This window comes from Noviherbaspirillum sp., from assembly GCF_035627455.1.
Classification (GTDB): domain Bacteria; phylum Pseudomonadota; class Gammaproteobacteria; order Burkholderiales; family Burkholderiaceae_D; genus Noviherbaspirillum.
Map to the genome: position 1 here is coordinate 44,313 of NZ_DASPLS010000031.1, position 26,320 is coordinate 70,632.

Below are 26,320 nucleotides of genomic sequence, written 5' to 3' on the forward strand. Positions count from 1 at the left end.
ACTAGAACGTACCTGCATAGAGGGCGCAACTGCGGCAGATGTCGGGCGGCGCCGCGGATGCGAGCTGTTCGCGAAAAGCGTTGTACTCCTGATTGTTCCAGACCTGCGCCACCCCGTTTTGCGCCATGTCACCGAAGTGGATGCGGTCCGGCGTGGCGACCATGCAGCAGGGCATCGCCTTGCCGTCGTAGCTGATGTAGGAGCCGCGCCACGGCCAGTCGCAGCGCTGGCGGCCGGACATTTGCTCCGGATGCGCGCGCGGCTTCAGGTTTGGCAGGCGCAGCGCGACGCCGAGCGCCTGCGCCTGCTCGCGCGCTGCCTGGAAGTATCGCTCCACGCGCTGCGGGTCGTCGTGCAGCAGCGTCTGCATGTCGATGAAATCGCGCATCGGCGCATACCGCTCCGGCAGCGTCGATTCGCCGAAGTCATGGCACAGGTGCTGCACGAATACCGTATCGATGCCTTCCGCATGCGCGAGCTGCACCAGCTGCGGCAGTTCCTCCAGGTTCTCGCGCATGACTACCGCGACCAGGCGCAGGTGCGGCAGGCTGCTCTGCAGGCGCGCGCGCGCCGCCGTCAGCCGGCGCAGGTTGCGCAGCACGCGCTCGAAGCGGGCGCGGATGCGGATCGCCTGGTAGGTTGCCGCGGTCGCGCCGTCGAGGGAGATGTGGAGCGTATGCAGGCCGCTGGCCACGCATTCGTCGGCGCCGTGTTCGCTCAGCACCGTCAGGTTGGTGTTGGTGGAGACGCGCACGCCGCGTTGCGCCGCGTAGCGCACCATGTCGAAGAAATGCGGATGCAGCAGCGGTTCGCCCAGCCCCTGCAACTGCAATTCCTCCATGTCCGGGAACTGGTCGACCAGCCGCCGGTAGACTTCCAGGTCCATGAATGCGCGGGGCTGTCCGGGAGCGCCGTCGGCGCGGAACTGGATCGGGCACATGCGGCAACGCAGGTTGCACTGGCCGACCGGTTCAATCTGTACATAGCGCGGCAGCGGCGTCATAGCAGGCGGGCGCGGAACTTGATCGCGCCCACCGCGCGCCAGAACACCGCCAGCGGCGGAATCAGCGCCGAGGTGACGACCATTTCCAGCACGTGCGAGAGTGAACGGGAAGTCTTCTTCAAGCGCTGCAGGCAGAAGCGGCCGGTCAGGAACAGCCATGCCAGGCCGGCGGCGAGCGCCAGTGCCGGGACCTGCGCGAGCAGGCCGGCGAAACAGGCCAGCAGCGCGCCGACGGTGATGTAGAAGTCCCAGCGCGGCGCCGCCCGGATCTTGTCGCGGTAGAGACGCGGGTGCTTCTTGTACAGCAACGCGTCGAACTGGACCTTTTTCACCTGCGACAGGCTGACGCCCCAGCCGGCCGGGCGGATCGGGTGCATCATTACCGCCTTCGGTTCGTACACGATATTGGCCTGGTAATCGATCAGGCGAAACTGCAGGTCGGAATCCTCGCGCCATGCGAACCGGAAGCGTTCGTCGAAACCGCCGAGCGCTTCCAGCACGCGCTTGCGGCAAAAGCAGTTGGCCGTCACGAACTCCGCCTTTTCGAGCTGTTTGGCGTCAAGCTCGTAATCCGTCGGCGTATGCGACAGCGGCATTACGATGCGCCCGGACACCGCATCGACGCCTTCCTCGAAGGCTGCCACGCCATGCGTGAGCCAGTCGGTGCGCGCGATGGTATCGTCGTCGGTGAAGGCGATCAGCGCGCCGCGCGCGGCGCGCCACCCGTGGTTACGGGCGGCGGCGGGGCCATGCGGGCCGGGTGACGCGATATAGGTGATCTGCGGGCCCTGGCCGGCGGTATGGGCTGCCCAGCCCGCCACCACTTCCTCGGTCTCTTCGCTCGGCCCGTCGTCGACCACGATGATCTCGAAGCGCGCCGGATCGTAACGCTGCAGTACGAGGCTGGCCAGGCAGCGGTTGAGCAGTTGCGGCCGGCCGCGCGTGGGAACGACCACGGTCACCGCAATTTCCACCTTGCCCGGCTGCCGATCCGTCCGTTCGGCGCGGCGCAGGGGTGTCGGCGCGCTGGAGCGGCGTGTTTTCAGGCGGGCCGCCTGGCCGCCGTTGGACACTCTCCGGTCGCGGTCGAATGCAAGTATTTTCGTCATGGATACAGTCCTGAGAAGCGATGGGGGACCAGGTTGGATCGCGATGCGGTCACCGTTCTTTTTCCGTTTTGGTGGCAGGACAGCGATGCAATTCCCGTTCCATAAAGATGGCTTGATGGGGGTCAATCGGTTTGGTGACGGGAAAAGGAGGCGTGCCGCGTTCCGCCGGAAGCCATCCCGCCGTGCCGGCAGCGCCCTCACGTCAGGGAGTGCATCTCCCGCTCCAGTTTCTCGCCATCCTCTGCCCGCTGCTGCAATTGCCACAGCCGGGCGTACATGCCGTTCTGCTGCAGCAGGCGCGCATGCGTGCCGCGCTCGACGATGCGGCCCTTGTCGAGCACAATGATTTCGGTCGCGTCCACCACGGTGGAGAGGCGGTGCGCGATCACCAGCGTGGTGCGGTTTTCGGCAAGCTCGTCAAGTTCCTTCTGGATCGCCTGTTCCGACGCGGTGTCCAGCGCCGACGTTGCCTCGTCGAAGATCAGCAGCGGCGGATTTTTCAGGATTGCGCGCGCCAGCGCGATACGCTGCTTTTCGCCGCCGGACAGCTTGACGCCGCGTTCGCCTACCGGCGTGTCGTATTTCTGCGGCAGGGAATCGATCAGGTCGTGGATGTGCGCGGCCTTGGCGGCGGCGATGATCTGTTCCATGGTGGCACCGTCGCGTCCGTAACCGATGTTGTAAGCAATGGTGTCGTTGAACAGCAGGGTTTCCTGCGGCACCACGCCGATCGCCTCGCGCAGGCTGCGGGTGCTGACCTTGCGCACATCCTGGCGGTCGACCGTCACGCTGCCGGCGCCGACGTCGTAAAAGCGCAGCAGCAGCCGCGCCAGCGTCGACTTGCCCGAGCCGCTGCCGCCGACCACCGCCACCGTGCCGCCCGGCGGGATGCGGAAACTGACGTTATGCAGGATCGCGCGCGCCGGCTCGTAGGCAAAGCTGACATTGTCGAACACCACTTCGCCGCGCGTCACCTGCAGCGCCGGCATGCCCGGCGGGTCGTGGATTTCCGGCTTCTCGCGCAGCAGCTGGAACAGCTTCTCCGCATTCACCATCGCATCCTTCGCCTCACGGTAGACGAAGCCGAGCGCATTGAGCGGAAGACAGATCTGGATCACGTAGGCATTGATCAGGATCAGGTCGCCGACCGTCATTTCGCGCGTCAGGACCGCCTGGCCCGCGGCCAGCATCACCGCGGCCACGCCAAAGGCGATGATGCCGCTCTGGCCGACGTGCAGGATGAACAGGGCTTTCTGGTTCGCCACCACTGCCTCCGCCCAGTTGCCCATGATGCCCTGGAAGCGGCTGGATTCCTTTTTCTCGTTGGTGAAATACTTGACGGTGTCGTAATTGATCAGGCTGTCGGCCAGCAGGCTTTTCGCGTTCGAGTCGAGGCGGTTCACGCGGCGCTGGAAGATTGCCCGACGGGCGGTGAAGACCAGTGTGAAGCCGCAATACACCAGGAAGGTGACACCGAGAATCACGGTGTACCAGTTGCTGTAGCGCGCGGTCATGATCGCGATGACCATGATGATTTCGAGCAGCGTGGGCACGATGGTAAACAGGCCGACACTGAGCAGGAAGGCGATGCCGGCGGTGCCGCGGTCTATGTCCGGCAGCAAGCCGCCGATCCGCCGCTGCGCATGGAAGCGCGCGCTGAGCTCGTGCAGGTGCTCGAACACCTTGCGCGCATAGGTCGCGACCGTATGCTGGGTCACGCGCGAGAACGCCATGTCGCGCATCTCGTTGAACAGCGTGCTGGCAAAGCGCAGCGCGGCATACCCGGCAAGCAGTGCCACCGGCAGCGCGACCATCTGCTCGGGGCGCGACAGTTCGTCGACGATGCGCTTCAGGACCAGCGGCACGGACACCACAGCGATCTTCGCGCATACCAGGAAAACCAGCGCGAACGCGATGCGCCAGCGGAAGGCGGACACCACGCGCCACAGGTCGCGCATGACGCGCACGTCGTTTTGCTGTTCTGTTGTATCTGGCTCTGACATGGGTCGGCGTTCTCTTTCTGTCATCGGCGAACGGCAGTGCCGCGGGAGCGATGCCGTGCTGTAAGCTTTACAAGTGTCTGCTGCAAAATCTGCTGCCTGTCCCTGGGAAAATTCCTGGCCGGCGCGGTGTGCCGCATTTGGATATCGAAGATGCGCTGGCTATGCTGTACTGGCGCCGGCAACCGGGGAAGATCTTCCAGTGGTATGGAACTTGCACCCGTGCCGCTGCCATCCACGTGTCTCGGCGCAGACCCGCGCGTGCGGCGTCCCGCGAGGCCTTCATTAGCAGTATTTATTCCACGATGTCCTGAACGATGACCGGCAATGCTCCCACCCCTTCCCGAAAGGACGACGAAGCGGCGGGCGCGGCCGCTTTGCCCGGAGAATGCGCGCGCGTGGGGAGCAGTGCGGCCGGTCCCGCGTCGTGGATCGGAAAAAAGGAGATGCATGATGACAAGGATCGAGCAATCGATCGAAGTCAATGTCCCGGTCGGCACCGCATACCGCCAGCTGACGCAGTTCGAACAATATCCGCGGTTCATGGAAGATGTGGAAGAGGTCCGCCAGGTCGACGACACGCACCTGCACTGGCATACCCGGGCGGGGAATCTGGACATGGAATGGGATGCCGAGATCACGCAACAAGTTCCGGATAGATGCATTGCCTGGCGTAATCTCAACGGTCCGCGCTACGAGGGGAAAATCGAACTTTTGCCGAAGGAAAAGGACCGCACCGAGGTGAAGCTGACGATGGAGTGTGACCCGAAGCAACAGGTGCTGGCGCAGCACGGCGACGTGCAGAAGGCAATCGCGGACCGCACCGAACATGACCTAGTCCGCTTCAAGAAACTTATCGAAAAGCTCGGGAAGGAAAGCCACGACTGGATCGGCAAGATCAAGGACACGGAGCCCTTGGCCACGGACGCCGGTGCGGCACAGATGGAACGGGACGGCTCGCAGGCGCGCGACACCGGGCCGCAGGCGGCACTGCTGTGCGAAGACCGGCAGGCAGCACCGATGGTGGGGCGCGCCGGCGGCGGCGCACCGTCACCGCCGGCATCACGATCAGAAAAGGAGGCTTAGCGAATGAAAGGACAAGCATGAGCGCCGACATCATCGGCTGGATCAGCGCGGCCGTCCTGGTGCTGACCATCTCGCGCCAGGTCTACACGCAGTGGCGCACTTGTAGTGTGGAAGGCGTGTCGAAATGGTTGTTCATCGGCCAGCTGACAGCTTCCCTGGGCTTTACCGTCTACAGCTATCTGGTGGACAACTGGGTGTTCGTCTTCGCCAATTTTTTCATTTTCCTGACCGCGGTTGCAGGCGAATTCGTCTACATGCGCAACAAGCGGCTGTCGCAGCGCGGCCCTGCTGCCGGCACGCCACAGCGGTAAGAAATGCAACGGCAATTTGCTCGAATTTACATGGATGCGCAGAAATTACCGGCCCTGATCGCGCCGCCGGCCGGTATCCGCTGAAATAAATCCTCGTTCCGCCCGTTTCCGTGCTGGCATGCGCGGGTACGCGCCTTGCTTTGCTGCTTGCGGAATGCGCTGCCCAAGAAGGCAGTGCAGGGGGACGCCTGCGCCGGTGGCAGGAACGCCTTTCTCGCTGTGCCGCAATCTTTGGCTTTCTCGCGGAGGATCATGTGTACACGCTCGGAATCAATGCTGCCTACCACGACTGTTCCGCCTGCCTGGTGCGTGACGGCGACGTGCTTGCCGCCGCCGAGGAGGAACGCTTCACCCGGATCAAGCACGGCAAGCGCCCGGTGCCGTTCTCGACCTGGCAGCTGCCCTACCATGCGATCGACTACTGCCTGAAGGAGGGTGGCATCGCGCTGGCCGACGTGCAGCATGTCGCCTATTCCTACGATCCGTCGCTGCTGCTTGGCGAGCATGACGGGCAGGCCACGATACAGCTGCCGCTCGAGCCGTCGGCGCATGTCTCCACCGACTGGCTGTCGCCCTGGGACCCGCTGTTCCTGTCCTATATCGTCAATGCGCCGCGCCAGCTCGCCAGCGGGGCGCCGCATCACCTGCGCCGGCGCTTTCGCGATGTGCGCCACGACGGCCCGTTCCGCTGGCATTTCGTGGAGCATCACCTCGCGCACGAAGCCAGCGCCTTCCTCGCCGCACCGTTCGACGAATGCGCAGTATTGACGATGGACGGGCGCGGCGAATACGCCACCACCAGCTACGGTTCCTACCAGGACCGGCGGTACAAGCGCATCAAGCAGGTCAACCTGCCGCATTCGCTCGGCCTGTTGTATGAGTCGGTCACCGATTACCTCGGTTTCCTGCATTCGTCCGATGAGTACAAGGTGATGGCGCTGGCGTCGTTCGGCCAGCCGGTGTACGCGCCGCTGCTGCGCGAAGTCGTGCATTACCTCGGCAACGGCGACTATGAAGTGTTGCCGGCGCAGTGGGAAAGCATGTTCGGGCCGCGCCGCGAGCGCGGCGCGGAATTCACCCGGAAGCACATGGACATCGCCGCCTCGCTGCAGACGGTGCTGGAAGAGATCGTGCTGCAGATGGCCGCCTGGCTGCATGAGCAGACCGGCGCCGAAAACCTCGCGCTGGCCGGCGGCGTGGCGCTGAACTGCGTGATGAATGCCCGCATCCGCGACCGCGGGCCGTTCCGCCGCGTCTGGGTGCAGCCGGCCGCGGGCGACGCCGGCACTTCCCTCGGCGCGGCGTTGTGGATCGACAGCCAGCAGCGCGGGCCGTCGCAGCGCGTCTGGCGCATGGACCATGCCTTCCTCGGCCCCGCCTACGGGGAACAGGAAATCGAGGATTTCCTGAAGCAGGCCAAGCTGCGTTACCGCCGCGCGGCCGACCTCGCGGCGGAGACCGCGGACCTGCTGATGCAGGACAAGGTGGTCGGCTGGTTCCAGGGGCGCATGGAATTCGGGCCGCGGGCGCTCGGCGCGCGCTCCATCCTCGCCTCGCCGCTCGATCCCGGCATGCAGCAGCGACTGAACCAGATCAAGGACCGCGAAGACTTCCGTCCGGTGGCGCCGGTGGTGCTGGAAGAGGAGGCGTCGAACTGGTTCGTCAACGGCGGCGTGTCGCCGTTCATGGTCTTCGTATACGACGTGCGCCCGGACAAGGCGGAGCGCATACCGGCGGTGCGCCACGTGGACGGGACGGCGCGCATCCAGACCATCAACCGCGCGCAGAACCCGGCCTACTACGACCTTCTGCGGGCGTTCGCCGCGCGCAGCGGGGTGCCGGTGCTGATCAACACCTCGTTCAACACGCGCGGCGAGCCGGTGGTATGCACGCCGCGCGACGCGGTCGAATCGTTCTGCACCACGCCGCTCGACGCGCTCGCGATCGGCCCCTTCATCGTGGAAAAGCCGTGATGCGCGCACCAATGACGCAGCCGGCACCGGCGCCGCGCCTGTTCGGCAAGGGCGCGCCGCCGCGCAAGATCGCGGTGTTCCGCGCGCTGCAGCTGGGCGACATGCTGTGCTCCATCCCGGCGCTGCGCGCGCTGCGGGCGGCGGCGCCGCTGTCGCATGTCACGCTCGTCGGCCTGCCGTGGGCTACCGCATTTGTCAAGCGCTTTGGCATGTACATCGACGACCTGCTGGTGTTTCCCGGCTTTCCGGCCTTTCCGGAGCAGCCGGCGCATCTGCATGCGGTGCCGCATTTCCTCGCCGAGATGCAGCGTCGTCGTTTCGACCTTGCGCTGCAGATGCACGGCGACGGCAATCTGACCAATCCGCTGCTGGTACTGTTCGCGGCGGAGCACTGCGCGGGCTTCTACCTGCCGGGCCACTACTGTCCGTCGCCGGATACCTTCCTGCCCTGGCAGGCGCAGGAAAACGAGGTGCGGCGCTACCTGCGCCTGGTGGCCGCGCTGGGCGTCGCCGCACAGGGCGAACACCTGGAATTCCCGCTGGCCGATGCCGATTACCGGGCGCTGCAGCGCAGCGACCTCAATATTCCGGCGCCGGGTACCTATGTCTGCCTTCATCCGGGCGCACGCCTGCCGTCGCGCCGCTGGCTGCCGCAGCGCTTTGCCGAGGTCGCCGACCGGATCGCGGCGAGCGGCATGCGGATCGTGCTTACCGGTACCGCCGCCGAGAGCGGGGATGCAGCCGAGGTGCAGCGTGCGATGCGCATGCCGGCGCTCAATCTGTGCGGCAAGACGGAGCTGGGCACGCTTGCAGCATTGATCGCGCAAGCCAGCCTGGTTGTCTCCAACGACACCGACATCTCCCATCTCGCCGCCGCCGTCGCCACGCCGAGCGTGGTCGTTGCCTGCGGCTCGGACCCGGTACGCTGGGCGCCGCCGGACCAGGGCCGCCACCAGGCAATCGGCGCCGACCTGCCGTGCCGGCCCTGCACGCATGCCGTCTGCCCGACCGGCCATGAGTGCGCCGAACAGATCAGCGCCGAGGCGGTGGCGCTGCTGGCGGCGCGCATCCTGCGAAACTGGGACAGGTTGTGAGCGCGGTTACGGCAGGCGATCGCAGGCGCCTGCTTGTGCGCGAGCGAAGGGAAAGGCAAGCCGGCAGCGAATAGCCCTCGCCAGCCCGCCTCGACAATGCCGAAGCGGCGGCGTACCGCAAGGCGCAGCAGGAACATATGGAGACCGGCATGAAAGAATGTGACAGCAAGCGCATCCTGGTGACCGGCGGCGCCGGTTTTCTCGGTTCGCACCTGTGCGAGTCCCTGCTGGCACAGGGGCATGAGGTGCTTTGCGTCGACAATTTCTATACTGGGAGCAAGCGCAACATCGCGCACCTGCTTGCCGAGCCGCGTTTCGAGCTGCTGCGCCACGACGTCGCGTTTCCGCTTTACGTGGAAGTGGACGAGATCTACAACCTGGCCTGCCCGGCCTCGCCGGTTCATTACCAGAATGATCCGGTGCAGACGATCAAGACCAGCGTGCATGGCGCGCTCAACATGCTAGGCCTTGCCAAGCGGCTGAAGGCGCCGGTCCTGCAGGCTTCGACCAGCGAAGTCTATGGCGACCCGCAGGTGCATCCGCAGAAGGAAGACTACTGGGGGCATGTGAACCCGATCGGCCAGCGCGCCTGCTATGACGAAGGAAAGCGCTGCGCGGAAACGCTGTTCATGGATTACCGGCGGCAGCACCGCTTGAATGTGAAGATCGCCCGCATCTTCAATACCTATGGCCCGCGCATGCACCCGAACGACGGCAGGGTGGTGTCGAACTTCATCATGCAGGCGCTTGCGGGGCAGCCGCTGACCGTGTACGGCGACGGGTCGCAGACGCGTTCCTTCTGCTATGTCGACGACATGATCGCCGCGTTCGACCGCCTGATGCGGACGCCGGACGGTTTCGGCGGGCCGGTCAACCTCGGCAATCCGGTCGAACACACCATGCTGGAGCTGGCCGAGCGCATCATCGCGCTTTCCCGCTCGCGCTCGGCCATCGTGTTCAAGCCCCTGCCGAGTGACGACCCTGCAAGGCGCAGGCCGGACATCGCGCTTGCCCGCGCTGTTCTCCAATGGGAGCCGAAGGTCGGGCTGGACGAGGGCCTGGAGTGCACGATCGACTATTTCCGGCAATTCGTGAAGGAAGGCGACGCGCTTGCCATCCCGCCGGCGACGCAGGAACGCAGTTTGCATGCACAGGCGAAATAGCCAAGGCGTGCACGACGGAACTCATCGTTACAGGGGGCAAAAATGCGTCGATACCGGGGGAAATCCACAAAGCTTCCGTTCCGGCCGGGAACCGCGCTGCTGGCGGCCGGCATGGCGCTGCTGCTGGGCGGCTGCGGGGAGGGGCCGGACCTGCCGCGTCCTCCGCATTCGCCTCCGCGCCCGGTGACCGACCTGGGACAGGTATCGACCGCCCACCTTGTGCTCGACGCGCGGCCGGTGCGTCCGAAGCCCGGCATGATGTGAGGGTGCACTGCCTTGTTGCCCGCTGATATCTGGTGACAAGGAGAAGAAATGGACATCATCGAAAGACAAGCCGGCGCCTGGCCGCAGTCGATCTGGACGGCGACTTCGGAAAAGCATCGCTTTCCCTCCCTGGCAAGCGACCTCGAGGTGGACGTGGCTGTGGTCGGCGGCGGCATCACCGGCATTACCACCGCCGCACTGCTGGCGCAGCAGGGTGTGCGGGTCGCCGTGCTGGAAGCGCGACGGATCGGGATGGGAGCGACCGGCTATTCCACCGGCAACCTGTACGCACCGCTCGGGGAACCCCTGCACCTGCTCGCCGCGAAATGGGGGAGGGATACGACGAGGCAGGTCGTGCAGTCGCGCCTGGCGGCGATCGACCTGATTGAAAAAAATACCCGCGAGTTCGGCATTGCGTGCAATTTTTCGCGCCAGCCCTGGGTGCTGTACAGCGACGACGATGCGCCGGAGCACAAGGCAATGATCGAGCAGGAGTACCAGGCGGCGCGCGACGCCGGCCTCGACGCACGCGTGACCACCGACCTGCCGCTGCCGTATGAAATCACGCGCGCGCTGGTGGTGCCGCGCCAGGCGCAGTTCCATCCGCTGCGCTACCTGCGCGGGCTGGCGGCAGCCGTGCAGTCGGCGCAGTGCCGGATTTTCGAGGAGACGCCGGTATTGGCAGTCGACGACGACAGCGGCGTGATCCATGCGGGCGGATTCCGTGTCAGCGCGCGCCGGATCGTGATGGCGACCCATACCCCGAAAGGCTTCGATCCGCTGCAGACCGAACTCGGACCTTACCGCGAGTATGCGGTCGCCGCGCCGCTTGCGCGCAAGCAGCTCGAAGGCGGCATTTTCTGGAGCACCGGTACGGAGAAGACCTCGACCCGCCTGCTGGAAGTCGACGGCGCGGCGTTTGTCATCCTGGTCGGCGACAAGCACAAGACCGGTCAGCAGGAAGATCCGCAAGCGTGCTACCGGAAGCTGGAGCAGACGCTGCAGGCGCGGTTCGATGCGGGGCCGGTCGCGTTCCGCTGGTCGGCGCAGCAATACCGGGCCGCGGACGGCTTGCCCTACATCGGACCGGCGATCGGAGCGGCAAGGACGCTGGTGGCGACCGGTTTCGGCGGCGACGGACTGACCTTCGGCACGCTCGCCGCACTCCTGATCGCCGACGCAGTCGCTGGCCTGGAAAATCCTTGGGCCGGCCTGTATTCGCCACGGCGTTTTACGCCAGTCAAATCCGCCGGCGCCTTTCTCAAGGAAAACCTCAATGTTGTGGGTTGGTATGTGAAGGACCATCTCAAGGGAGGCGACGTCACGCAGCTGGCGGAGGTGCCGCGCGGAGAAGGGCGCATCGTCGACCTTGCCGGCGACAGGCTGGCGGTGTATCGCGACGACGCGTACCAGTTGCATGTGGTATCCCCGGTCTGCACCCATATGAAGTGCATTGTCCATTGGAACCAGGCGGAGCGCAGCTGGGACTGCCCCTGCCACGGCAGCCGCTTTTCCTGTGACGGCGAGGTGATCGAGGGGCCGGCGATCGCGCCGCTGGAAAGGCGCATGATGCCGCCCGACGCCAACGGCGCCACTGACACCTGGTTGCCCTAGCTCTGGCCGACCTGGTGGCACGGAGCTTGCGTTGCCCCAGCGAGCAACGTATTCAGACACTCGCATGATGGCCGAAGGACGTCCCCGTTCTCACCAGTACGGCAACGCAGGATCTGGCCGCTGCAGATTCGACAAATTCCGGGTTTGCTTTCAGGCGCCGGCCAGTGGGCGCCGCAATGACAGCCGCGCGGCGTACGCCTCGTGCGCGCCGCCGGCCCTACGCTTCCCCTTCGACGCTGACCATGCCGGACGCCGCGCTGCGTGTGCGCCTCATGCCTCGATCTGAATCCTGCGGGCTGACCGGAATACGCCGGTTCGCCGCTGATGCAAGGGCCAAGGGCCCCGGAGAGACGGATTATGGTGTTATCGATTCAAGTCGAGCAGGTCACGATCCCGGCAGACAAGGGTAGTGTCGACGGCGTGCTTTGGCTGCCGCCCGACCCGGTCGGTATCGTGCTGTTCGCCGACAGCAGGGGCGGCTATCGGGTCAAGCCGCCGATCGACTATGTAGGCAGCGTCCTGCGCAATTCCAGGCTGGGCACCCTGTGGCTGGACCTGATGCCGCCGCGTCACGGGATCGGCCAGGAGCCTGCGGGCGACACGGAGCTCCTTACGCGGCGCCTCGACGCCGCCTGCAGCTGGCTGCGGGAAAACGATGCCACGCGCGAACTTCCGGTTGGCCTGTTTGGGGCGAGCAACGGCGCGGCCGCCGTCCTGCAACTGGCTGCCAATCTCGGCGCGACGGTGTTCGCCGTCGTGCTGCGCGGCGCGCGTGCCGATCTTGCGGCGTACGGCAGCCTGGGCAAGGTGAACGCACCGACGCTGTTAATCGTGGGTAGTCTCGACGACAGCATGGTGGTGGCGAACCGCGGGGTGTACGCCGCTTTGCGTTGCAAGAAGCGGCTGGAAATCATCCCTGGTGCCACACATAATTTCGAGGAACCGGGCAGTCTCGAAGTGGTGGCGCGCCTGGCGCGCGGCTGGTTCCTGCAGAATGTGCGCGTCAAGCACGTCTGAGAAGCCGTGCCGCGGCGTGTAAATCATTCTGGCGGCAGAAATAATTACATGGCGCGGCGCCCGGGATGGAAAAAATGACGCACCGCAGCGCGCCTGCAACGCGCTATCTGCTCCATGTTTCTCGAGCGTGGCGTCCGTGAACGCGACCGCGTTGCAGGTGCCGCCGTGTGCGACAGCGGTTGCATCACTATCGTGTGTCATGCGCCGGCGCCGGGTACGGGGCAAGAAAATTTTTCAGGGGAAAGCACAGGAAAGGCCGTGCATCAATGACATGAGCCGTCCACCCTGCCGCTACCCGCTCGCAAGCGGTCGCGCGCCGGGAACGTGAATTACCACGTCCGTTTCGGCATGCGCGACGCAGGGAAGGATGTATCCCTCATCCTTTTCCTCGCGCGTCAGCCCCGGCCATTCAATCCGGTAGGCTATTCGCCCGCTCGACAGCCGGCACATGCAGGTCCGGCAGGTGCCGTTGCGGCAGGACGCGGGCAAGTCGATGCCGGCATTGCGGGCGGCGGCCAGCAGCGTCTTGTCGGCCGGTGCCGCAAAAGATTGCCCGAGCGGTTGCACCTGCGCCATGAAAGCGGGCGGCAGCGCGCTCATGCGGCCGGCTTTACCGGGGTGGACGCTTCCTTGCCGACGACCGTCGTCCAGGCTCGGATGCGGTAAGCGGTCACCAGGCCCTGCTGCACGTAGGGATCCGCCTCTGCGAAACGCTGCGCCACCTGCGGCGATTCCGCCTCGAACAGCAGCACCGCCAGGTCCGCCGGGTCGGCGGTCGCGCCCCCGAGCAGGAGTTCGCCGCGCGCCACCGCATCCCATGCGTGCTTGAGGTGCGCTTCGCGGAACTGCGAACGGCGCTCGAGGTAGTCCGGGGCAAGGTCGTAAAACATCAGGAAATGCATGGATTGTCTCCGTCGCAATTGTCGAGGGGATTAGTGTAACCGGTGCTGGCAGTACCGGCCCGCATGCCGCCGCAGCAACTACCCTGCCGCACACTCTTGCCGGGCGGGATGCGCAGAAATGGCAGGCTGTCCGCGGCAACGCTACCCTGGACAGTCCGGCGTGAAGGCGCCGGATGTGGCAAAGTGGAAGCGGCAGCATGCCGGCGCCGGCCGGGATGCTGACATCCCGATCTGTACCGGAGCCGCCATGACAAGCTACTACCCGCCCTGTCCCGAGCTCGACGTCGCCGAATGGATCAACACGCCCGAGCCGGTCCGGCTGGCCGCCCTGCGCGGCCGCGTCGTCCTGCTGCATGCCTTCCAGATGTTGTGTCCCGGCTGCATCACGCATGGCCTGCCGCAGGCGGTGCGCGTCAGCCAGGCGTTTGCTCCCGGGGACGTCGCGGTCATCGGGTTGCATACCGTGTTCGAGCATCATGCGGTGATGACGCCCGCCGCGCTGCGCGCCTTTGCCGGCGAATTCCGGTACCGCTTCCCGATCGGGATCGACCGGCCGCGACCCGGGGAAAGTATTCCCGCCACCATGCATGCGCTGCAGCTGGGCGGCACGCCCAGCGCAGTCCTGCTCGACCGGGAAGGCCGGGTGCGCCTGCATCACCTCGGGCAGATCGAGGACCTGGCATTGGGCGCGTGTATTGGCCGGCTGCTCGCGGAAACGCCGCCTGCAGGCGCGCATCACGGCACCCCTGCCGGCGACAACGCTGACGAAAAGGATTGCGGCCCTTCGGGCTGCCGCATCGGATAGCAGAGTGCGCCAGAGCGTTCGCCCGCCCTCCGCAAGAATCCGGCGGGTGAACGGCAATGCGGCCGGCGGATTACCGCGAAGGCCGCGCCCTCTTGGAAAAGGATGGCGTGCCGCGCGACGGGCAGGGACGGGGGCCGGCGGCGCATGGCGCCCGTTGCATCACTCTTTCCTGTCACCGGATTAGCAACTCAGGCCGCTAGTCGAAATCGAACAGATCGGACAGGAAGCCTTCGCGCTTCTTGTGCTTGCCGGTCCTGCCAAAGACCTGATGCGGGTCGTGGCGCTGGCCGGCAGGCGGATAGCCGCCGTACGGCGCGGCCTGCGGCGGAGCGGCGGCGGGGGCCGGGGCAGGGGCAGGGGCAGGCGTTCCCTGAGAGCGGTCGATGATCTTGTCAAGCTCGCCGCGGTCGAGCCAGACGCCGCGGCACTGCGGACAGTAATCGATCTCGATACCCTGGCGTTCGGACATCACCAGCTTGACGCCGGCGCAGACGGGACAATCCATGTTTGCTTCTCCTCTATACGTTTAACGGATCAGGACATCGCGCCCATCGCGCCAGAGCGCGACATGCTCTCGCGCAGGGCGGCGATGCGCTCCTCGAGCGGCGGATGCGACGCGAACAGCGCGGCCAGGCGGGCGCCGCCGCCATTGATGCCGAATGCGCGCACGCCTTGCGGCAGGTTGCTTTCCTGGCCGCGCCGCAAGCGCTCCAGCGCGGCGATCATGCGCTGGCCGCCGGCCAGCGCGGCGCCGCCGGCATCGGCGCGGAACTCGCGGCGGCGGCTGAACCAGAGCACCACGATGCTGGCCAGCAGGCCGAGCACGAGTTCGGCAACGATCGTGGTGACCCAGTAGGCCGGGCCGTGGCCTTCCTCGTTGCGGAACACCACCTTGTCAACCAGATTGCCGAGCACGCGCGCGAGGAAGAATACGAAGGTGTTCACCACGCCCTGGATCAGGGTCAGCGTGACCATGTCGCCGTTGGCGATATGGCTCACTTCGTGCGCCAGCACCGCCTCCACCTCGTCGCGCGTCATGTTTTGCAGCAGGCCGGTGCTGACGGCGACCAGCGCATTGTCGCGGCTCATGCCGGTTGCGAAGGCGTTCATGTCGGGCGAGTCATACACGGCGACTTCCGGCATGCCGATCCCGGCCTGGCGCGCCTGCTTTTCCACCGTGGAGAGCAGCCAGAATTCGGCCGAGCTGGACGGCTCGGTGATCACCCGCGCGCCGGTCGACATCTTTGCCATCCATTTCGAGATGGCAAGGGAGATGAAGGCGCCGCCGAAGCCGAACAGCGCGGCCATCGCCAGCAGGCCGCCCAGGTTCATGCCGCGCGCCGCGAGCATGCGGTCGAGGCCGAGCAGCTGCGCGGTGATCGACAGCATCAGCACGATGCCGAGGTTGGTCAGTACGAAGAGCACGATACGTTTCATATTGGGTCTCCCGATTGATTGGACATCTGAAAAGTCATGGGTTCGTCATTTCCTGCGCGCAGGCAGAAGCGCGCGCGGCGGTGCGTGCGGTTTTGCCAGCAGGAGGCTGGCGGCGACCGACAGGCCGATGATCGAGGCCACCACCGCGAGCGACACCAGCACCGGGATCTTGACGACGTCGACGATCAGCATCTTGCTGCCGACAAACATCAGAACCAGCGCCAGGCCGTATTTCAGGTAATGGAAGCGGTCGGCCACATCCTTGAGCAGGAAGTACATCGCGCGCAGGCCGAGGATCGCGAACACATTCGACGTGAGCACGATGAAGGGATCGCTCGTGATCGCGAAGATCGCCGGGATGCTGTCGACCGCGAACACGACGTCCGACAGTTCGACCAGCGCCAGGACCAGGAACAGCGGCGTGAAGAAGCGCACGCCGTCGCGCATCACGATGAAGCGTTCGCCGTGGAAGCCGTCGGTGATGCGCAGGTGGCGGCGCATCCACACTAACACCGGGTTGCTGGCAAGGTCGGGCTGCTTGTCGGCGAAGACCAGCATCTTGATGCCGGTGACGACCAGCAGCAGGCCGAAGAAGTACAGGATCCAGTGGAACTCCCGGATCAGCCAGGCGCCGGCGATGATCATCACGGTGCGCAGCACGATGGCGCCGAGCACGCCGAACAGCAGCACCCGGCGCTGGAATTCCGGCGGCACCGCAAAGTAGCCGAAGATGACCAGCCAGACAAAGATATTGTCGACCGCCAGTGATTTTTCCATCACATAGCCGGTCAGGAACTCGAGCGACTTCTCGTTCGCGACCGCGCGCCCGGCGCTGCCGTCGAGGTACCACCAGAGCAGGCCGTTGAAGGCGAGCGCGATCAGCACCCACACGACGGTCCAGCCGGCCGCTTCGCGCACCGATACCTTGTGGCGGCGACCGCCGCCGAGCAGCAGCAGGTCGGCCGCGATCATCGCCAGCACGACGATGAAGAACCCGGTCCACATCCACCAGGTGCCGATAGACTCATACATGGCCCGCCTCCGGATACGGTCGGCCGCGCCCGCGCAATGGCAGCGGACGCCCGGCGGCGCGGAAGGCGGCGCGCTGGACAGCGCGGCTGATCGCGCGATACATGTCGGCGCCGGTTTCCCGGATCACGACGGGCGGCTGCCCGGGCAGCGTCACGCTCACCTGGCAGACCTTGTCAGGGCCGCCGCGCGGCCCGTTCAGGTCGCGCAGGCGCACGACCACGCGCATCACGCGTTCGCGCACGCGCCCGAATGCGAAGCGCAGGCGCCGCTCTAGATGCGCGCGCAGCGCAGGGGTCAGTGGAAATTCCTGGGCATGCAGTTGAACATCCATCGTGCTCTCCTCTCGTGGGTTGGGGAGAGCACAGTATTGGACAAGTCGGTAGTTTGAAAAACCTGACTAAACCAGATGGAGATTTCGAAAAAACCGAAGCGACAGATCATCGCCTATCAGCGCCGACGTGGATCGGCGAGCGAAAGAGGCGAGGCGGGCCGGGGCCGCAACGGCCCGGCCGCCAGGTGGCGAAACAGGGGGAACGCTGCTGCGCGGCAGCGAAGTCGGCGTCAGGACCCTTCGGTATCGTCCTCGCCCATGAAGCGCTTGTAGCCCTTCTCGATGCACTTGATCTCTTCTTCCGTCGGCAGCTTTTTCTTTTCGCAGGCGGAGACAATCGACTCCAGGTCTTTCTGCACTTCTTTCTGGATCTGGTTGTCGCGCGGCGCGGGTTTCGGCGCGGCCGCGTGGCCGGCCTGGGACCAGAGCGCCGCGATCATCAGCGCGCAGGTAATCGTGGTTTTCATTTGCTTCTTTTCCTGTCCTGCCGGGCACCCGGCGAAATCTTGCTTGCGGCCATTATGTTCACGGAATTGATCCTTCCGCAAGGCATCTGGATCAAGTGCAACGCAGGTCGCTCAGCTTGCTTGCAAAAGCGATGCGGCGGCAGTGTTTTCCTTGGAGCGACATCAGGCCGGCAAGGGAAAGACGGGCGGCGCGGTCAAATTGACGTTAACGTTAACGTAAGTTAGAGTGTGGCCGATCAGGCAAGGATCGGGGCCGCGCGGGACGAGCCGCGACATGCCGACGGGCAAGGCAACCCGATCGGGCGTGCCGTTGCCATGGATTCCGGCGGGCGGCGCCCGCCATTCCGATTACCACTTTCAGAACGGGAGACTCATGACTACTGGCCTTGACGCTTTCCTGCGCGCGCGGGATTTCCTTCTGGCGCATCGCACCGACTATGACACCGCGTATCGCGGGTTTCGCTGGCCGGCGCTCGATGAATTCAACTGGGCGCTCGACTATTTCGACGACATGGCGCGCGGCAATACCCGTCCCGCGCTGTGGGTGGTCGGCGAAGACGGCTCGGAACAAAAGCTGAGCTTTGCCGATCTCTCGGCGCGCTCCAATCGCGCGGCCAACTACCTGCGCAGCCTGGGCGTGGCGCGCGGCGACCGCATCCTGATGATGCTCGGTAATGAAGTGCCGCTGTGGGAGACCATGCTGGCCGCGATGAAGCTCGGCGCGGTGCTGATTCCCGCAACCACCTTGCTGTCGCAGGAAGACCTGCGCGACCGTCTCGAACGCGGCAACGTCAAGCATGTGATCATCGGCGCCGCGCACGTCGAAAAACTCGCCGGCCTGGCCGGGCAGTGCACCCGCATCTGCGTGGGCGCGCAGCCGGAGGGCTGGCAGCCTTTCGACTATTCGGCGCATCCTGCGGAATTCTCGCCGGACGGCCCGACCAAGGCGAGCGATCCGCTGCTGCTGTACTTCACCTCCGGCACCACCTCCAAGCCGAAGCTCGTGATGCATTCCCACCAGAGCTATCCGGTCGGCCATCTGTCCACGATGTTCTGGATCGGCCTGCAGCCGGGCGACATCCATCTCAACATTTCCTCGCCCGGCTGGGCCAAGCATGCATGGAGCTGCTTCTTCGCGCCGTGGAATGCCGGCGCCTGCATCTTCATCTACAACTATGCGCGCTTCAATGCGAAGGCGATGCTGGGCGTGCTGGAGCGCTGCCAGGTGAGCACGCTGTGCGCGCCGCCGACCGTGTGGCGCATGCTGATCCAGGAAGACCTGTCCGCCTACCGCGGCCGCCTGAAGCTGCGCGAACTGATCGGCGCCGGCGAACCGCTCAATCCGGAAATCATCGAGCAGGTGCGCGCTGCGTGGGACATCACCCTGCGTGACGGCTTCGGGCAGACCGAAACCACGGCGCAGATCGGCAACTCGCCGGCCCAGCGCCTCAAGCCGGGGTCGATGGGCCGGCCGTTGCCGGGCTACCGGATCGCGCTGCTCGATCCGGACGGGCGCGAAGCGGACGAAGGCGAAGTCTGCCTGGTGCTCGATCCGGCCCCGGCCGGCCTCATGCTCGGCTACATGGACAGCGCGGAAAAGACGGTCGAGGTCATGCGCGACGGTTACTACCATACCGGCGACGTCGCCAGCCGCGACCAGGACGGCTACATCACCTACGTCGGCCGCGCCGACGACGTGTTCAAGGCATCAGACTACCGCATCAGCCCGTTCGAGCTGGAGAGCGTGCTGATCGAGCACCCGGCGATCGTGGAAGCCGCAGTGGTGCCCAGCCCCGACCCGGTCAGGCTGGCGGTTCCGAAGGCGTTCCTGGTGCTGCATGCGGATTACCGCGCCGACGCGGAACTGGCCAGGGATATCTTTTCCTTCCTGCGCGACAAACTGGCGCCGTTCAAGCGCATTCGCCGCCTCGAGTTTTCGGACCTGCCGAAGACCATTTCCGGGAAGATCAGGCGCGTCGAACTGCGCGCGATCGAAGCGGAGCGGCGCGCGAAGGGAGAAAAGAGCGCACAGGAATTCTTCGAGGAGGATTTCCCCGAGCTGAAGGGCTGACCGCAACGAGGCGGCGTCGGCTTCCGCGGCGCCGCCGCGTCATTCCGGCGCCAGCCGGCATCCTGCGCCGCCCGCCGCGCCCGTGAACCTGCCTCGGTTCGCCGAAGCCTTCTGCCGCGGCGCGGCATCATGGAACGCCTCGATGACCGCATTGCGCACCGTGCGCCAGTGCGCCGCCTGGCCGCGCACATGCTTCTGGTTGATTTCCAGCTCGATGCCGAGATAACGCTCCGCCGGGAAGCGCCGCCGCAGATAGACGGTGAAGCCGTCGGCGGTGCCGAGGTAGGGATAGTTCAGCCGCGTCTTCAGCGTGGACGCGTAGACCTTCAGCGCCATCTGCCAGCGCCGGCACAGTCCGGCCTCGGCCGCGCGCGCCGGGTCGTACAGCAGGCCGAGATCGGCCTGGCGCACCTTGCCGTCCAGTTCGGGGGTGAAGCTGTGGCAGGATATGTGCACTACGCGCGCGCCGCTGTCGACTGCCTGCGCGATCTGGGTTTCCACCTTTGTCCGGTAGGGCCGGTAGTAGCGCTGGAAGATTTCCTCGCGCAGCGCGGGCGGCGCGCCGCGCGTCGCTTCCGAGTACAGCCGCGGATGCCCCGGGGAGCGGTTCAGGTCGATCAGCAGGCGGCTGATGGTCGATACCATCAGCGGCGCCGACAACGCCGCCGCGAACTCGCGCGCCACCCGCAAGGCGCCTATGTCGTACCCGCGGTGGCTGCGCAGCAGCGCCGCGCTTCCGGCGAAGAAATCATGGTAGCGCGACGGCACCCGGTTGCCGCCGTGCTCGCAGGTGATCAGGTAGACGTCGCGGGCGGGCACCGTGCGTTTCAGGGTAGCGGGTCGGCAAACATGCGGTTCTGCCGCAGGCAGTCGCACAATTGCCGGTATACCGACTGCAGGCGCTCGCGCGAGAAATCGCCGCGCGCCGCGTGCAGGATGCGGCGGGCGAGCGGACCGTGTTCCAGCATGGTCGTCAGCGGCGCCAGCCAGTGCTGCCGGTGGCGCGGGTCGCGTACCATCATCTGCCCGACCAGGTGCCGCCACAGCTCGCCCGCGCTGCAGCGCTGCTGCGCCATGCCGAACAGGCGCAGGTAGCGCGCATCGGCGATCTCCGCCTGCTCCGCGTCGCGGATGCAGGCTTGCAGGATGGCGGCGAGCGCGCCGGTCGTCATTTCCTGTTGCGCGGCCAGGCCTTCGCGATCGGTGTCATACAGCATGCGTACCACCTCCACGGTGGCGGCGGCGATCGCAAGGTCGGCGCGCGGGCATTCCTGGGTGTCGACCACGCGGATCTCGATCGCGTTGCGGTCGAAACGCGCGATTGCGCCGCGCGAGTTCAGCCATTCATGCTGCAGTACCTGCTCCGGGTCGTGCGGCGCGATGTCGCGGTACATCGGGGCAAGGATGCGCTCTTCGTAGGCGGCGCGGCTGGTCACGGTTTCCGGAACCACCTGCCCGGCGATGGACGGAATCGCGCGCGCGTTGTCGCAATACACATGCATGCGGTAGTCGTCCCAGCCGGTGTCGCCGCCGTCGGCAATCGGCGAGCTGGCGGCCAGCGCCGGCAGGATGGGCAGCACCAGCCGGACCGCGGCATGCAGGCGCTCGAATTCGCTGTCCCCGCCGAAGGGCAGGTTGATGTGCATGCTCTGCAGGTTGGCCCAGCCGTGGCTGCGGCTGTCGAAGATGCGGTCGTAGGCGCGGTAGATCGCCTCGTTGTCATGCGGCCAGAGCCGCGTTTCGCGAAGCGGATCCATCCACGGATGCATCGCGCCCGGCATCAGGCGGGCGTTCATCGGCTGGAGCAGGCGCTCGATTTCCAGCAGTTCGGCATGGAAAGCATCCGGCAGCAGGCTGAGCGACGTGGTCGGCCGCAGGTTCTTGACTTCGACCACATGCATCACCAGTTCATTGGACCAGCCGAAGCGCCCGCGCGCCACTTCGCCGCCGGCATGGCCCGAGGCTTCCTGCAGCAACTTGTCGGCGACCGGCAGCACGGACAGGCTGTCGCGGTCCACGATCATGTATTCCAGCTCGATGCCGTAGCCCATGAAGGCGTGCAGCAACGGAGGCTCCTCCTCGTCGTTCATAGCGCGGTATTTCCCTTCCTTGCATCGATACGCTTGCGGAACACGCCCATCACCTCCCGGTACAGCGCATCGGAAAGTACCGCGTCTTCGTTGCCGGCGTCCACGTTGGGGTTGTCGTTGATTTCGATGACGTAGTACTGGCAGCCGACCTGCTTCAGGTCGACGCCGTAGAAGCCGTCGCCGATCAGGTTGGCGGCCTGCACCGCGATGCGCACCACTTCGTCGGGCACTTCGCCGATGGACAGCGCCTCGGTGCGACCTTCGCTGGTGCGGTGGTGTTCATGCTTGATGATCTGCCAGTGTCCGGGCGCCATGTAGTACTTGCAGACGAACAGCGGACGCTGGTCGAGAACGCCGATGCGCCAGTCGAATTCCGTGGGCAGGTATTCCTGCGCAAGCACCAGTTCCGACTGCGCCAGCAATTCGTCGACCTTGGCGATCAGCGTCTCTTCCGATTCGATCTTCACCACGCCCTGCGAGAATGCGCCGTCCGGCTGCTTCAGGATGCAGGGCAGGCCGAGCGTGCCGGCGATCTGGTCGACGTTGCCGCGGTGCACGACCAGCGTCTTTGGCGTCGGCACGTGATGGCGGAGGAGCAACTCGTTCAGATAGATCTTGTTAGTGCAGCGCAGGATGGAGTCCGGATCGTCGATCACCACCAGACCGGCATCGGTCGCCTGGCGCGACAATTCATAGGTGTAATGATCGACATTGGTGGTGTCGCGGATGAAGAGGGCGTCGAAATCGGCGATGCGGTGCGCGTCCCTGGGCGTGATCAGTTCGGCGTTCATGCCCAGCAGCTCGGCCGCTTCGCGGAATTTCTGCATCGCGGTGACGTTCGACGGCGACTCGGCGCGCTGCGGGTCGTGCAGGATCGCGAGCGAAGGTTTCCTCGACAGCGGCGTGCTGGTGCGGATCTTCTGGTCCTTCAGGTGTTCCATCGCCGCCTGCGCCGCGAATTCCTGGTGATGCGCCGGGATGTCGCGGATGCTGCCGGGGTAGACGCTGCACAGGTGCCAGTGCTCGTTGGCGCGCTCGAAGCGCACATGCAGTACCGGCGTGCGCAGGAAACGGAACAACTGCTCGCTCAAATGCTGGTGCCTGCCGTCCGGGTCGCGCCCGAAGTAAATATTCAGGTCGACCACATCCTCGGCAGTGCGCGCGAAGGAGCAGTCGATCAGGTTGCCGAGCTTTTCAGCAATGTCCTGCACCAGGCCGGCGGCGCACAGGTCCTTCATCGCCTGCACGTCCGGCACCGGCTGGTGCCCGCGCGCCTCGGCCAGCAGGGAGACGTAGTAGCCCTCGCTCTGGTAGCGGTAGGTCCTGCAGAGGTTGAAAACTTTGGTGGAGCCGATGTCCCCGTAGGCGGGATCCAGGAGGTAGGTCTGGGCGGGTATCACGGTGACACCCGGTATGTCGCCGGGCCAATCTTGCTGCTGACTGACGACGAAAAGGATATTCATGGTACTTCCTGTCGCGGCGGGCACCGCGGGTGGATGATGAGCAGATTCGCGTCGTGCGTGACGATGCCAAGCAGCACGGCGTTGACCACCCGGTCTACGCTCAGCCAGTATTCCTGGGTGCCGGCGTAGGGGTTCTGTTGATACGGATCGACCACCAGCACCTTGCGGCGCTCGCGGTCGTAGCCGGCGATGACGACGAAGTGCCCGGATGGCAGTCCGCGCACGTCATCCGGCACGTCGTCCGGTCCGTACTCCCGGGCAACGCGATACAGGTAGGTGGAACTCAGGCCGGTGATGATCGGCAGCCGGCGCCGCAGGATGCCTCGGATCAGGTAGCGCGACAGGTCCAGCAGCCGCAGGCGCCCGCCGAGGTTCAGGAACTCCAGGTAACCGTTGGTCGCGTGCTGCAGGCGGTAATCCATCTTGGTCTCGCGCTGCCGGCGCAAGCGCTCGGCGATATCAATTCCGCGCTCGGTAAACCAGGTCGGATCGAACACATTCAGATTGTAGGTGTAGATCGTCGCGCTGTAGCCGCGCCGCAGCGCGTCGCACGCGAGGAAGACCGCAAAGGTGCCGCCGTGCTCGAGGCGCCCGGTGCGCTGGATCACCCTGCTCAGCGATTCATCTTCGCCCCAGTAACGGTAGACCGCGTGCAGGCAGGTCGGGCCGCAGGTGGTTTCGTCCGGCTGCGGCAGTATCTTGACGGGTAGCTGCAGTATGGTCTGGCTCACGGGAAAGCGTGTGGCTCTGTCGCTTCGTTCATTCGCTTTGATCGGGTACGGCTTGCCGCCGCCTCTAGCGCATAGCATTTTTGGTGCCAGACGAGATTCGCCCATGCAACGGCTGCAAAGCAAGCGTCGCATGGGCCGGGAGAACGCGAGTGACTGACCCGCTGACCTTGTAAAAGTTTCCAACGCCTGCCATCGATTTTCACTGCATGCGTCGGCATGTGCCTTGCCGCCGCGCCGCTGTTGCCGGGCATGGAAGATGCATTTTCCGAGCGTTGCCTGCGAGGCGACCCATGGAACGGACATGCACTTGCACAGGAGGTTACCGTAATGAAAACACCGAGCTTGCTCATCGCAATCGCCCTTGTTTCACCGTACGCCCTGGCCCAGGTCTCCGCCGCGTCGCAACCGACCCCGGCAGGCGTGCCGCCGACCGCGTCCGGCGCAACCGATATTTCCGGCACCTCCGCCACGCCGCAGGATGCGTCATCGTCCGGCGCCTCTTCATCCGGCACCGCTTCCGGGGCGTCTTCCGGCGCCGTCTCAGGCGCAACCTCGGGGACAACGAACGGCATGCGCGCCGAAGCCGGAGCCGACCTGCCGCCGCCGCCTTCGCCCATCGCCCGGCTCAAGCCTGTCACCCATGAAGACGTCACCTACCTCTGCGGCGGCGTCGGCGAGGAAGAGATTGCCTACATGAAGCAGCAAGCCAGGGACTACGACATGATGCTGACCTTCGCCGCGCGCGACGGCGCGTATCTGGCGGATGTGGACGTGGACATCAAGGATGCGAAGGGCAACACGGTGCTGCAGACTGCCTGCGACTCGCCGATCATGCTGGTCGACCTGCCGCGCGGCGGGTCTTACCGGGTAAGGGCGGAAACCGCGGGCTATTCCCTGAACCGCACGGTCAGGGTCGCCGGCGCCGGCAACAAACGGCAGCGCGTCGCCTCCACCATATTGAGCTGGCCGCAGCAGGTGGCCGAAGCAGGCGGCCCGGCAACTTCCACGGGCGGCAGCGGCAGCGCGCAGGACAGCGGCGCGGCCTCCGGCAGCGGGTCGCGCTGATCATGGCGGCCAGCCCGGATTCGCGCACCGGCGCGCTTCCCGTCGGCGACCGCCGCGTCCTCGCCGATCGGCGGGCCAGCTACCGGCTGGCCGCGGCGGAAACGCTGGAATTCAGCGACACGCAATTCTTCCGCCGCACCATGCTGGTGGTCGCACTGGTTCTGTTTACCGGCCTGATGCTGGCCTTGATCTGGTACGCGAGCGATGTCCTCCTCGTGCTCTTTTCCGGCATCCTGTTTGCGGTGCTGCTGCGCGCGCCGACCAACTGGCTGGCGCAGCACGCCGGCCTGCGCACCAGCGCCGCGCTCGCGCTGTCGATCGGAGCGCTTGCCGCGGTGATCATGCTCCTGGTTTACCTGTTCGCGGTGCCGATGGCGGCGCAGGTCGCGCAGATGATCGAAACCTTGCCGCAGGCGGCGGACCGCCTGCAGGATTGGATGGAACAGCACCGCTGGGCACGGCCGCTGCGGCCGCTGATTGCCGAATTGTCGCGCTTTCGGCTGGACTCCCAGCTGCTGGGCCGGGCCGGCGGGTTCCTTACCTCGACGCTGTCCGCGATCACCGGCGCGGGCGTCGCACTGTTCATCGGCATTTATCTCGCGGCGCAGCCCCGCCTTTACCAGCGCGGCCTGATGCACCTGCTACCCCGCAAGAACCGGCCACGCGCGTATGAAGTGATGGACGAAATCGGCGCGGTACTGCGCTGGTGGCTGGCCGGCCGCCTCGCCACGATGACGGTGGTCGGCGTCGCGGCAGGCATCGGGCTCTGGCTGCTCGGTGTGCCGCTGGCGTTCACGCTTGGCGTACTGACCGGCGTGCTGGAATTCGTCCCTTACATCGGGCCCATCCTGGCGGCGGTGCCGCCCCTGCTGATCTCCTACAACGCCGACCCGGAACTCGGGTTTTACGTGCTGATGCTGTACGCGGCCATCCAGGGGGCGGAAAACTACCTGCTCACGCCGCTGATCGAACAGCGAGCGGTGGCGCTGCCGCCGGCGCTGGTCATCTTCAGCACCTTGCTGCTCGGCGCGCTGTCGGGGCCGCTCGGGGTCGTGCTCGCTTCGCCGATCACCGCCACCGCCATCGTCGCCGTGAAGCTCCTGTACGTCGAGGATGTGGTCGAGCAGCCAAAGCCGAAGTTGTAGCGACGGTGCGCGCCGGAAGTCGCGAACTTGCCCCGGCGGCGCGGGAAAATTTCCCGCGTTGCCGGGGTGGAGCGATCGAGACCGAAAACGGCGTGTGGATTGAGGTCAGGATGACGCGGGGATGGTGATGGGGATGACGCGGGATGG

At 65.7% G+C, this 26,320-nt stretch carries 26 protein-coding genes; 12 read left to right on the forward strand and 14 right to left on the reverse strand.

The annotated features are described in order from the left end of the window. Position 1: 1 nt before the first annotated feature. The 3 genes from VEC01_RS06135 to VEC01_RS06145 form a co-directional block, all read right to left on the reverse strand. Positions 2 to 1,003 (reverse strand): radical SAM protein, encoded by a 1,002-nt coding sequence (locus tag VEC01_RS06135; RefSeq protein ID WP_324899787.1) that lies wholly within the window; start codon positions 1,001 to 1,003, stop codon positions 2 to 4. Further along, positions 1,000 to 2,112, reverse strand: coding sequence for a glycosyltransferase family 2 protein (locus VEC01_RS06140; protein WP_324899789.1), 1,113 nt, complete (start codon positions 2,110 to 2,112; stop codon positions 1,000 to 1,002). Before VEC01_RS06140 ends, VEC01_RS06135 begins: the two co-directional genes overlap by 4 nt. Before the next feature lie 197 nt (positions 2,113 to 2,309). Beyond that, entirely contained in the window at positions 2,310 to 4,115 is a 1,806-nt protein-coding gene (locus VEC01_RS06145; protein WP_324899791.1) for an ABC transporter ATP-binding protein/permease, read from the reverse strand. 447 nt (positions 4,116 to 4,562) lie between these two features. Between VEC01_RS06145 and VEC01_RS06150 the strand changes: the two genes are divergently transcribed. The 8 genes from VEC01_RS06150 (at position 4,563) to VEC01_RS06185 (ending at position 12,634) form a co-directional block, all read left to right on the forward strand. Further along, a complete protein-coding gene (locus VEC01_RS06150; RefSeq protein WP_324899793.1) occupies positions 4,563 to 5,198 on the forward strand; it encodes an SRPBCC family protein in 636 nt (211 codons plus the stop codon). Positions 5,199 to 5,215: 17 nt separating this feature from the next. Next, positions 5,216 to 5,509 carry a hypothetical protein gene (locus VEC01_RS06155; protein ID WP_324899795.1) on the forward strand — a complete coding sequence of 98 codons (294 nt, stop codon included), beginning with the start codon at positions 5,216 to 5,218 and terminating at the stop codon, positions 5,507 to 5,509. Positions 5,510 to 5,763: 254 nt separating this feature from the next. Further along, positions 5,764 to 7,482: a carbamoyltransferase family protein gene (locus tag VEC01_RS06160; protein WP_324899797.1), complete on the forward strand. Its 1,719-nt coding sequence runs from the start codon at positions 5,764 to 5,766 to the stop codon at positions 7,480 to 7,482. Continuing rightward, positions 7,482 to 8,576: a glycosyltransferase family 9 protein gene (locus tag VEC01_RS06165; RefSeq protein ID WP_324899853.1), complete on the forward strand. Its 1,095-nt coding sequence runs from the start codon at positions 7,482 to 7,484 to the stop codon at positions 8,574 to 8,576. Before VEC01_RS06160 ends, VEC01_RS06165 begins: the two co-directional genes overlap by 1 nt. 149 nt (positions 8,577 to 8,725) lie before the next feature. Further along, complete coding sequence (locus tag VEC01_RS06170) at positions 8,726 to 9,739, forward strand: UDP-glucuronic acid decarboxylase family protein (protein WP_324899799.1); 1,014 nt, start codon at positions 8,726 to 8,728, stop codon at positions 9,737 to 9,739. Between the two features lie 42 nt (positions 9,740 to 9,781). After that, positions 9,782 to 10,003, forward strand: coding sequence for a hypothetical protein (locus tag VEC01_RS06175; protein ID WP_324899801.1), 222 nt, complete (start codon positions 9,782 to 9,784; stop codon positions 10,001 to 10,003). Positions 10,004 to 10,051: 48 nt separating this feature from the next. Continuing rightward, a complete protein-coding gene (locus VEC01_RS06180; RefSeq protein ID WP_324899803.1) occupies positions 10,052 to 11,617 on the forward strand; it encodes an FAD-dependent oxidoreductase in 1,566 nt (521 codons plus the stop codon). A 357-nt stretch (positions 11,618 to 11,974) separates the two neighbouring features. After that, positions 11,975 to 12,634, forward strand: coding sequence for an alpha/beta hydrolase (locus tag VEC01_RS06185; protein WP_324899805.1), 660 nt, complete (start codon positions 11,975 to 11,977; stop codon positions 12,632 to 12,634). Positions 12,635 to 12,925: 291 nt separating this feature from the next. Here the strand turns inward: VEC01_RS06185 and VEC01_RS06190 are convergent, their stop codons facing one another. Together VEC01_RS06190 and VEC01_RS06195 are read right to left on the reverse strand one after the other, a co-directional pair. Then, positions 12,926 to 13,234, reverse strand: coding sequence for a 2Fe-2S iron-sulfur cluster-binding protein (locus VEC01_RS06190; protein ID WP_324899807.1), 309 nt, complete (start codon positions 13,232 to 13,234; stop codon positions 12,926 to 12,928). Beyond that, positions 13,231 to 13,536 (reverse strand): YciI-like protein, encoded by a 306-nt coding sequence (locus VEC01_RS06195; RefSeq protein ID WP_324899809.1) that lies wholly within the window; start codon positions 13,534 to 13,536, stop codon positions 13,231 to 13,233. The genes VEC01_RS06190 and VEC01_RS06195 overlap by 4 nt, the downstream gene beginning before the upstream one ends. A gap of 247 nt (positions 13,537 to 13,783) precedes the next feature. On the opposite strand from VEC01_RS06195, the gene VEC01_RS06200 reads away from it, so the two are divergent. Next, complete coding sequence (locus VEC01_RS06200) at positions 13,784 to 14,341, forward strand: TlpA disulfide reductase family protein (protein WP_324899810.1); 558 nt, start codon at positions 13,784 to 13,786, stop codon at positions 14,339 to 14,341. Positions 14,342 to 14,537: 196 nt separating this feature from the next. Here VEC01_RS06200 and VEC01_RS06205 read toward each other — a convergent pair whose 3' ends face one another. The 5 genes from VEC01_RS06205 to VEC01_RS06225 all read right to left on the reverse strand — a co-directional run bounded on the left by VEC01_RS06205 (position 14,538) and on the right by VEC01_RS06225 (position 17,608). Then, positions 14,538 to 14,846 (reverse strand): zf-TFIIB domain-containing protein, encoded by a 309-nt coding sequence (locus VEC01_RS06205; RefSeq protein ID WP_324899812.1) that lies wholly within the window; start codon positions 14,844 to 14,846, stop codon positions 14,538 to 14,540. A gap of 29 nt (positions 14,847 to 14,875) precedes the next feature. Further along, the gene (gene htpX, locus VEC01_RS06210; RefSeq protein WP_324899814.1) at positions 14,876 to 15,778 is read right to left on the reverse strand and encodes a protease HtpX; all 903 of its coding nucleotides are present in this window, start codon (positions 15,776 to 15,778) and stop codon (positions 14,876 to 14,878) included. Between the two features lie 45 nt (positions 15,779 to 15,823). Beyond that, entirely contained in the window at positions 15,824 to 16,810 is a 987-nt protein-coding gene (locus VEC01_RS06215) for a TerC family protein (RefSeq protein WP_324899816.1), read from the reverse strand. Beyond that, a complete protein-coding gene (locus VEC01_RS06220) occupies positions 16,803 to 17,141 on the reverse strand; it encodes an HPF/RaiA family ribosome-associated protein (RefSeq protein WP_324899818.1) in 339 nt (112 codons plus the stop codon). The genes VEC01_RS06215 and VEC01_RS06220 overlap by 8 nt, the downstream gene beginning before the upstream one ends. 230 nt (positions 17,142 to 17,371) lie before the next feature. Next, entirely contained in the window at positions 17,372 to 17,608 is a 237-nt protein-coding gene (locus VEC01_RS06225; RefSeq protein ID WP_324899820.1) for a hypothetical protein, read from the reverse strand. Positions 17,609 to 17,981: 373 nt separating this feature from the next. On the opposite strand from VEC01_RS06225, the gene VEC01_RS06230 reads away from it, so the two are divergent. Beyond that, positions 17,982 to 19,679, forward strand: coding sequence for an AMP-binding protein (locus VEC01_RS06230; RefSeq protein WP_324899822.1), 1,698 nt, complete (start codon positions 17,982 to 17,984; stop codon positions 19,677 to 19,679). A gap of 39 nt (positions 19,680 to 19,718) precedes the next feature. Here the strand turns inward: VEC01_RS06230 and VEC01_RS06235 are convergent, their stop codons facing one another. From VEC01_RS06235 to VEC01_RS06250, 4 genes are read right to left on the reverse strand one after another with little or no spacing between them, the layout of a single operon-like run. Beyond that, the gene (locus VEC01_RS06235) at positions 19,719 to 20,498 is read right to left on the reverse strand and encodes an N-formylglutamate amidohydrolase (protein ID WP_324899824.1); all 780 of its coding nucleotides are present in this window, start codon (positions 20,496 to 20,498) and stop codon (positions 19,719 to 19,721) included. Positions 20,499 to 20,506: 8 nt separating this feature from the next. Then, a complete protein-coding gene (locus VEC01_RS06240; protein ID WP_324899826.1) occupies positions 20,507 to 21,769 on the reverse strand; it encodes a carboxylate-amine ligase in 1,263 nt (420 codons plus the stop codon). Beyond that, positions 21,766 to 23,232 carry a RimK family protein gene (locus VEC01_RS06245; protein ID WP_324899828.1) on the reverse strand — a complete coding sequence of 489 codons (1,467 nt, stop codon included), beginning with the start codon at positions 23,230 to 23,232 and terminating at the stop codon, positions 21,766 to 21,768. The genes VEC01_RS06240 and VEC01_RS06245 overlap by 4 nt, the downstream gene beginning before the upstream one ends. After that, positions 23,229 to 23,963, reverse strand: coding sequence for a hypothetical protein (locus VEC01_RS06250; protein WP_324899830.1), 735 nt, complete (start codon positions 23,961 to 23,963; stop codon positions 23,229 to 23,231). The genes VEC01_RS06245 and VEC01_RS06250 overlap by 4 nt, the downstream gene beginning before the upstream one ends. Positions 23,964 to 24,290: 327 nt before the next feature. Between VEC01_RS06250 and VEC01_RS06255 the strand changes: the two genes are divergently transcribed. Together VEC01_RS06255 and VEC01_RS06260 are read left to right on the forward strand one after the other, a co-directional pair. Beyond that, positions 24,291 to 25,028 (forward strand): hypothetical protein, encoded by a 738-nt coding sequence (locus VEC01_RS06255; RefSeq protein ID WP_324899832.1) that lies wholly within the window; start codon positions 24,291 to 24,293, stop codon positions 25,026 to 25,028. 2 nt (positions 25,029 to 25,030) lie between these two features. Next, a complete protein-coding gene (locus tag VEC01_RS06260; protein WP_324899833.1) occupies positions 25,031 to 26,173 on the forward strand; it encodes an AI-2E family transporter in 1,143 nt (380 codons plus the stop codon). Positions 26,174 to 26,320: the final 147 nt, after the last annotated feature.